The following is an 8,168-nucleotide window of genomic DNA, read 5'->3' on the forward strand; positions in this document are numbered from 1 at the left end:
GGCTTGGCCAGGAAGGCGAACGAGCGCGCCATCGGCACCGCGGGCAGCCTGCGTCCGGTCAGCAGCGTGGTTTCGGCCGGGCCGACGAAGAGCACGCCATCTTCGCGCGTGAACTGGCGCAGTACCTGCACCGCGCGTTCCTGCGTGGCCGAGTCGAAGTAGATGAGCAGGTTGCGGCAGAACACGAAATCATAGGGCGCCACGCCGGCCAGCAGATCGGGATCGAACAGATTGCCCGGCTGGAACCGCACCTGCCCCATCACCTGGGCGGCCAGTTGATGGCCGTCGGCGGTCTCGGAGAAATAGCGGTCGCGATAGCCCAGGTCATCGCCGCGGAAGGAATTGCGGCCATACAGGGCGCGCTGCGCGAATTCAACCATGCGCACGCTGATGTCGAAGGCGTCGATCTGGAAACGTTCGGCGGGCACGCCCGCGTCCAGCAGCGCCATGGCGATGGAATAAGGCTCCTCGCCACTGGAACAGGGCACGCTCAGCACCCGCAGCACACGGCCTTCGGCGCCGGCGGCATACAGGCGCGCCCGCGCCAGAGCGGCCATGGCCGCCTGCGATTCGGGATAACGGAAAAACCAGGTCTCCGGCACGATGACCGCTTCGATCAGCTGCTGCATCTCGGCGGGCGACGCCTGCACCTGCCACAGATAATCCTGTTCGTCGGCAACGCCCGCCATGCCCATTCTGCGCCGCACCGCGCGCTCCACGGCGGCCTTGCCGATGGAGCCGCTGTCCAGGCCCATGCGCCGCTTGAGCAAGGCGCTGAAATCGTCGATCAGCATCATGGCCGCGCCTCGCGCGCCGCGCCTGCGGCATTCTCGGGAAACAGCAGCGCCCGTACCGGCGCGGGCAGCAGATCGTCGACGTTGACGGCTTGCACCATGCCGCCGGCATCGCTGAGCACCGCGCCCAGATAGCGCGCGCCCGGATTGTCCAGGCCGCCGGACTGGAACGCGGCGGGATCGTAATGCACGGTTTCGGTCGCCTGCTCCAGGATCAGCCCCAGCAGATGCTGCGGCCCGTCCGGAACCGCCCGGTAGCGCACCAGAGCCAGCCGGGTGCTGGTCACGGCGGCGGCCGCACCGCCGCCCGCCAGCGCGCTCATGTCGATGACGGGTATGGCGACGCCGCGGCGGTCCATGACGCCGGCCACCCAGGCCGGCGCGCCCGGCACCTGCTTGAACTCGCGCAGGCCCAGCACCTCGGCGATGTCTCTCGCGTCCAGCGCATAGCGGTCGCCGCCGATGCGGAACAGCAGATACAGCCGGCGTCCGGCCGCAGCAGAGTGAGCGTGCTCCGCCATGGCAGCCGTCACACCTTGAAGCGCGACACGCCGCTGCGCAGGTCGTTGGCGACCAGCGTCAGCTCTTCGATCGCCAGCGTGGACTGACGCAACGACTCCACGGTCTGCTGCGCGGCATCGCTCAGCTGCTGCAAGGCCTGATTGATCTGCTCGGCGCCGGTGGCCTGCGCCTGCATGCCTTCGTTGACCATCTGCACGCGCGGGGCCAGCGTCTGCACCTGCTGGATGATCTGCGACAACTGGTCGCCGACCTGCTGCATGTCGGCCATGCCGCGCCGGACTTCTTCGGAAAACTTGTCCATGCCCATGACGCCGGCCGACACCGACGACTGGATCTCGCGCACCATCTGCTCGATGTCATAGGTGGCGACGGCGGTCTGGTCCGCCAGCCGGCGGATCTCGGTGGCCACCACCACGAAGCCGCGGCCGTACTCGCCCGCCTTCTCGGCCTCGATCGCCGCGTTCAGCGACAGCAGGTTGGTCTGGTCAGCCACTTTCGTGATTGTCGTAACCACTTGCGTGATATTGCCGGCCTTCTCGTTCAGGATCGCCAGCTTCGCGTTGACCGAGCCCGCCGCGCCCACCACGTTGCGCATGGTGTCCTCCATGCGCGCCAGGCCCACCTGGCCGCTGCCCGCCAGCGCCGCGGTCTGCTCGGCCGCGCCCGAGACTTCCGCCATGGTGCGCACCAGCTCGCGCGAGGTGGCGGAAATTTCGCGCGAGGTGACGCCGATTTCCGTGGTGGTGGCGGCGACCTCGGAAGCCGTGGCCTGCTGCTGTTTGGAGGTAGCAGCAATTTCGGTCACCGAGGTGGCCACCTGCACCGCCGAGCGCTGCGTCTTGCCGACCAGCCCGGTCAGCTCGTCCACCATGCCGTTGAAGCCGGTTTCGATGGCGTTGAACTCGTCCTTGCGCGCCAGCGTCAGGCGCCGCGTCAGATCGCCGCCGCCCGTGGCTTCCAGTGTCTTGACGATGGCGCGCATCGGGTTGGCAATCGCACGCATCAGCATGATGCCGCAGATGATGGCGGCGACGATCGCCAGGCCCAGCGACACCAGCATGCGCACTTCCGCGCTATCCACCGACTGCCTGATGGCGGCCGCCGCTTCATCGGCCTGCTTCTTGTTTTCCAGCACCATCCTGGCCAGGATGTCGCGGCCCTTGTAGAACGCGGGCCGCAGCTCCGCCTTGATCAGGGCTTGCGCTTGCGCCGGGTTCGCCAGCGTGGCCGGCGCAAGCACATTGGCGCGGATGCGCTTGTAGTCCTGGAGTTCCTTCTCGAACTCGCTGAACATCCCGCGATCGTCTTCGCGCGCGATGGTGCGGCGGTACTGCTCGGTATGGTCCGCCAGCAATTGGTCAGTCCCGGGCAACCCGGCCAGGATGCTGTTGCGCTCCTGCTCCGTCTCCATGTTCAACGCGTCCTGCACCAGCACGAAGCCGGCGAACCAGGAGGCGCGGATCGAGGTGCTGTAGTAGATGCCGGGCACGGCGTCGTTGTTGATCAGTTCGACTTCCGACTCGATGACCAGCAGGCGCCGGTAATCCATCACCACCATCAACGCCATGATGGCCAGGATCGCCAGGAAGCTGGCCAGGATGCGCTGGCGTAGTGTCAGATTGTTCATGCCGGGAAACCTCTATGCAAAATCAACTCGTCGATTGGGCCGAAATATTCTGGAACAGAACGAGGGACACAAGGCTGTCCATTTATTACGGGATGTTGTGAGTTGGATGACAATTATTGCAAAGGCAAAGGCCCCCAGCCACGGAAAACGCTGAAATTGCGCCAAATGTGGCGGTTTGCGTCGGGAAAAAGCAAAGCCCTCTTACAAGGGCTTGTCTTTTCCCGCAACAATGCGTACCGGACCCGTTTTCAGGCGGTTTCACTCCAGAGCGCCGCGGGCGGCCGGGAGTCGACCCAATCGCGTGTCTGTCCGTAGGCGTGCGCCAGTTGCAGGACAGCCAGGTCAGCTTGTGGCGGCCCGATAAGCTGCAGACCCATGGGCAAGCCGGCGGCATTGAATCCCACCGGCACGCTGATTACCGGGCAGCCCGCCAGCGTCCAGGGCGTGACGGTCTCCATCCAGCGGTGATAGGTGTCCATGGGACGCCCGGCGATCTCCTTGGGCCAGTCCAGCGCCGCGTCGAAGGGAAACACCTGGGCCGACGGCACCGCCAGAAAGTCCACGTCTTCGAACATGCGCATCACGGTCTGGTACCAGGCGCTGCGCTCTTCGGTGGCTTGGTAGACCTGCCGCGCCGTCATGCCTTCCAGCCCCTCGACTTCCCAGACCACGGCCGGCTTCACCAGCTTGCGCGTTTCGGGATTGTGAACCAGGGGATGGAGCTGCCCGCCCACCATCAGGTGGCGGTGGGCCAGCCAGATCCGCCAGAGGCGTTCGCCGGCGAATGGCACCTGATAGTCGACCGCCTCGCAGCCGGTCTGCGCCAGATCGGCCAGGGCCTGCTCGCAGAGTTCCAGGATGCCCGCCTCCATTGGCAGGTAGCCGTTCCAGTCGCCCAGCCAGCCCACGCGCTTACCGCGCAGGTCGGCGTCCAGCGGCTGGGCGAACTGGGCGGGGTCGCCGGTCAGGGACAGCGGCACGCGCCGGTCCGGCCCCGCCATCACGGACAGCAGCATGGCCACGTCGCGCGGCGACCGGCCCATGGGCCCTTCGTAGGCCAACTGCTTGAGGAAGACCTCGGTCGACGGCCCGTAGGGCACCCGGCCGGCCGAGGGGCGCATGCCGTAGACGTTGCAGAACGCCGCGGGATTGCGCAACGAGCCGCCGAAGTCGCTGCCGTCCGCCACCGGCAACATGCGTGCCGCCAGGGCAGCGGCCGCACCGCCGCTGCTGCCGCCCGCGGTCCTGGACGGATCGTAGGGGTTGCCGGTGACGCCGTATACCGGGTTGTAGGTATGCGAGCCCAGCCCGAACTCCGGCACGTTGCTGCGGCCGATGAAGATGGCGCCGGACGCGCGCATGCGCTCGATGATGATGGAATCGTGCGCCGTGACCTGGTCCTTGTAGACCAGCGAGCCCATGGACGTGACCATGCCGCGCACCGCGGTCAGGTCCTTGGGCGCCTGCGGCATGCCATGCAGAAAGCCCAGCCATTGGCTCGCGGCCAATTGCGCGTCGCGCTCATCCGCCTCGCGCATCAGCTCGTCGCTGTCGCGCCGGGCGACGATGGCGTTGAGCTTCGGGTTGATCCGGTCGATGTGCGCCAGATAGGCCGTCATCACTTCGCGGCAGGACACCTGGCGCTGCCGGATCGCCTCGGACAGCGCGTGGGCCGGCATGGCCACGATGTCGTTCAACGGGGCGGCGATGGACATGCTTGTCTCCTCTATGGCGCACCTCGAAACGGGGCGCCTTGTCATATTGGGCGGCGCTGGCCGGACACCGGTCGCGCAGGCAGACAATACTACGCCCGCGGATCAGGAGGGCTCGTTGGACACCGTGTCGAACCCTGACTTTCCTTTCCTGTCGAACAGGCAGGAGGCGACAAACTCGCGTTTCCTGCCGCTGGCGTCCGTGAAGGTGTAGTCGGTGCTGATCATCCATACCAGCGGCCCGACGTCCTGCATCACGTCGTAGACGTCGGGAACGTCCAGGTCGGTCGCCTGGTACAACGGCGAACTCTTGTCTTCAGCGACCATCTGCTTGAGGATCGCGGGCGTTTCCTTCCGGCATAGCGTGATCAGGTCGCCCGCCTTTTTCTTGGACCACAGGTCCGCATCCGTGTAAGGCAAATCGCGCTCGCGGGCCAAGGCGGGATTGGACGCCAAGGCGCAGAGCAGGCCGCAAGCGGCCAGGAAACGGGAACCGGTCATCGATGCATCCGAAGTCAGAAAAACGAAGGCCGGATGATACGCGAGGCAGGCGCAATCCCTTGCGCCAGATCGAGACACCGCCAGCCGCTGACGGAACTGCGCCCCGCCTGATCAATCCACGCGCCACCAGCCGGGCAACAAGCCGCGCACCTTGGCGCGGCGGTAGCGGTCGTCGATCAGGTGCACCGTGCCCACGTCGTGTTCCGTACGGATGACGCGGCCCGCCGCCTGCACCACCTTCTGCATGCCGGGATACAGGTAGGTGTAGTCGTAGCCGTTCTCGACCCCATAGCGCTGGTCCATGGCGCGCTTCATGTTTTCATTCACGGCGTTTACCTGCGGCAGTCCCAGCGTGGCGATGAAAGCGCCGATCAAGCGCTTGCCGGGCAAGTCCACGCCCTCCGAAAAAGCGCCGCCCAGCACCGCAAAGCCCACGCCCTGCCCGGTTTCGGTAAAGCGCGCCAGGAACGCGGCCCGGCCGGCCTCGTCCATGCCCGGGGTCTGCAGCCAGATCGGCACGGCGGGGTGGCGCTCGCGCATCAGGTCCGACACCTGGCGCAGATAGTCGAAGCTGCTGAGAAAGCCCAGGTAGTTCCCTGGCCGCTCCGCATACTGCCGCGCAATCAGTTCGACGATGGGTTCCAGCGAGCGCTCGCGGTCGCGATAGCGCGTGGACACGTTGCCCACCACCCTCACCGCCAGCTGTTCGGCCTGGAACGGCGCAGCCACGTCGAGCCAGGGCGTGGCCGCAGGCAGGCCCAGCGTGTCGCGGTAGAACTGCTGCGGGCTCAGCGTGCCGGAAAACAGCACGGTAGCGTGCGCCGCCGCGTAGCGCGCCGCCAGATACGGCGCCGGGATCACATTGCGCACGCACAGCACGGAAGGCGGCGTCTTGGCGCCGGCGGCGCTTGCATCCGACCGGGTCACATCGAACAACGCGTGCGAACCGAACTGCTCGGCCAGCCGCATGAATTGCAGGGCCTCGAAGTAGAACGCCAGCACCGGGTCGTCCTGGGGCAGCGGCGATTCGGCCATGTGTTCCATGATCGCGCCCACCGCCTTCTGCACTGCAGCCAGCACCCCGGCCGCCACCTCGTCATAGGCCTGATAGCGTTCAGCCTGCTTCTTGTTGAGCGCATTCCAGGAGCGTTGCAGGCCGTCCAGGGATTTCTTCAGCGCCTTGGGCGCGGCGTAGCGCGCCGCCGCCAGCGAGGCCTGATCGAGCTCGCCCGTATACATGCGGCGCGCCCGGTCGACCAGGTTGTGGGCCTCGTCCACCAGCACCGCCACCTTCCATTGGTAGACCTGGGTCATGGCGTACAGCATCGCCGTGGCGTCGTAGTAGTAGTTGTAGTCGCCCACCACCACGTCGCTCCAGCGGATCAGTTCCTGCGACAGGTAATACGGGCAGACCTGGTGCTCACGCGCAGTCGCCGCCACGGTGGCGGCATCCAGCCGCGCGTGCGTCAGCGCGGCCTCGCGCGCCTGTGGCAAGCGGTCATAGAAACCCTGGGCGAGCGGGCAGGATTCGCCGTGGCAGGCCAGGTCCGGATGCACGCAGGTCTTGTCGCGCGCCTGCAGGTCCAGCACCCGCAGGCCGGGCGCGGCGGGCTGAGCGTTGACGGTGTCCAGCGCTTCCAGCGCCAGGCCGCGTCCCGGGCTCTTGGCCGCCAGGAAGAAGATCTTGTCCAGGCCCGCGCCCGGACTGGCCTTGAGCAGCGGGAAGATCGTGCCCAGCGTCTTGCCTATGCCGGTGGGCGCCTGCGCCATCAGGCAACCGCCGTCGCGTGCCGTGCGATAGGAGGCCACGGCCAGCTCGCGCTGCCCGGCGCGGAACTCGCCATGTGGAAACTTAAGCGCCTCCAGCGCCGCATCGCGCGATTGGCGGTGAGCCAGCTCGGTCGCCGCCCACGCCAGGAAACGCCCGCATTGCTCGCGGAAGAACGCCTCCAGCGCCGCGGCCTCGTGCGTTTCCACCAGCACCGTCTCTTCCTCGGTGACCACGTTGAAGTACACCAGCGCCACGCGCAGGCATTCGAGTCCGCGCGCCTGGCACAGCAGATGTCCGTATACCTTCGCCTGCGCCCAATGCACCGCGCGGTGGTTATCGCGCACGCTGTCCAGCTGGCCGCGGTAGGTCTTGATCTCTTCGAGCTGATTGGCAACCGGGTCGTAGCCGTCGGCACGGCCGCGCACCAGCAGGTTTTCATGCTGCCCGGACAGGGCCACTTCGGTCTCGTAGTCCGGCCCGCGACGGCCCGTCATGGTCGCGTGGCCCGCCATGCCCTCCAGCCCCGTGGGCGCGGGCGTGAAGCGCAGGTCCAGGTCCCCTGTCCGCGCCGTGAATTCGCACAGCGCGCGCACCGCCACCGCGTAGCTCATGCCGCGTCCTCGCGCCAGCTGACGTGGCACACCCGCACAGGCATGCCGTGCGACACGCAGTATTGCAGCCAGCGGATCTGGTTGTCCTGCAGTTTGTCGCCCGGGCCCTTGACCTCGATCAGTTCGTAGCGGCGCTCGGACGGCCAGAAGCGGATCAGGTCCGGCAGGCCGGAGCGGTTGATCTTGACGTCGCGCAGCAGGCGCTCGAAATACAGCTTCAAATGGGCTGCCGGCAGGCAGTCCAGCGCCTGCGTGAGCAGATCCTCAGACAGGGAGCCCCAGAACACGAAGGGCGACTGCAGGCCCGACTTGTCGGCGTAGCGTTGCAGGATCAGGTCGCGGTAGCCCGGCGTGTCCAGCTGCGCCAGGCATTGCGTGAACAACGCCGCACGGCGTTGGTGGAAATCCGGCGCGTCCAGATCGGCGGGACCGCGTTGGAACGGATGGAAGAAGGCGCCCGGCAAGGGCGCGAATACTGCCGGCCAGCACAGCAGCCCGAACAGCGAATTGATCAGCGCGTTTTCCACGTAGTGCACGGGCGCGTCGTCCCGGTGCAGGTGATCGCGCGTGACGAACTCCACCGAGGCGGGCTCGGTCGGCCGCGCCAGCGTCAGGTCGGTGCGCAGCAAG

The 8,168-nt window shown here is 66.9% G+C and carries 7 protein-coding genes; all 7 read right to left on the minus strand.

Translation table 11 applies throughout. From position 1 onward, the window contains the following. Positions 1-797 (minus strand): protein-glutamate O-methyltransferase CheR (locus tag VIR09_RS13480; RefSeq protein ID WP_332013321.1); only part of this gene is annotated, 797 nt, incomplete at its 3' end. Next, a complete protein-coding gene (locus VIR09_RS13485) occupies positions 794-1,315 on the minus strand; it encodes a chemotaxis protein CheW (protein WP_332013322.1) in 522 nt (173 codons plus the stop codon). The genes VIR09_RS13485 and VIR09_RS13480, both read right to left, overlap by 4 nt. 8 nt (positions 1,316-1,323) lie before the next feature. Then, positions 1,324-2,943 carry a methyl-accepting chemotaxis protein gene (locus tag VIR09_RS13490; RefSeq protein WP_332013323.1) on the minus strand — a complete coding sequence of 540 codons (1,620 nt, stop codon included), beginning with the start codon at positions 2,941-2,943 and terminating at the stop codon, positions 1,324-1,326. Between the two features lie 248 nt (positions 2,944-3,191). After that, positions 3,192-4,658 carry an amidase gene (locus tag VIR09_RS13495; RefSeq protein WP_332013324.1) on the minus strand — a complete coding sequence of 489 codons (1,467 nt, stop codon included), beginning with the start codon at positions 4,656-4,658 and terminating at the stop codon, positions 3,192-3,194. A 102-nt stretch (positions 4,659-4,760) separates the two neighbouring features. Beyond that, positions 4,761-5,156 carry a hypothetical protein gene (locus tag VIR09_RS13500; protein WP_332013325.1) on the minus strand — a complete coding sequence of 132 codons (396 nt, stop codon included), beginning with the start codon at positions 5,154-5,156 and terminating at the stop codon, positions 4,761-4,763. A 111-nt stretch (positions 5,157-5,267) separates the two neighbouring features. Further along, a complete protein-coding gene (locus tag VIR09_RS13505; protein WP_332013326.1) occupies positions 5,268-7,538 on the minus strand; it encodes an ATP-dependent DNA helicase in 2,271 nt (756 codons plus the stop codon). Beyond that, positions 7,535-8,168: VRR-NUC domain-containing protein (locus VIR09_RS13510; protein ID WP_332013327.1), on the minus strand; the 634-nt coding region annotated here is incomplete at its 5' end. The genes VIR09_RS13505 and VIR09_RS13510, both read right to left, overlap by 4 nt.

Source organism: Achromobacter sp., from assembly GCF_036567245.1.
Lineage (GTDB): Bacteria > Pseudomonadota > Gammaproteobacteria > Burkholderiales > Burkholderiaceae_B > Achromobacter.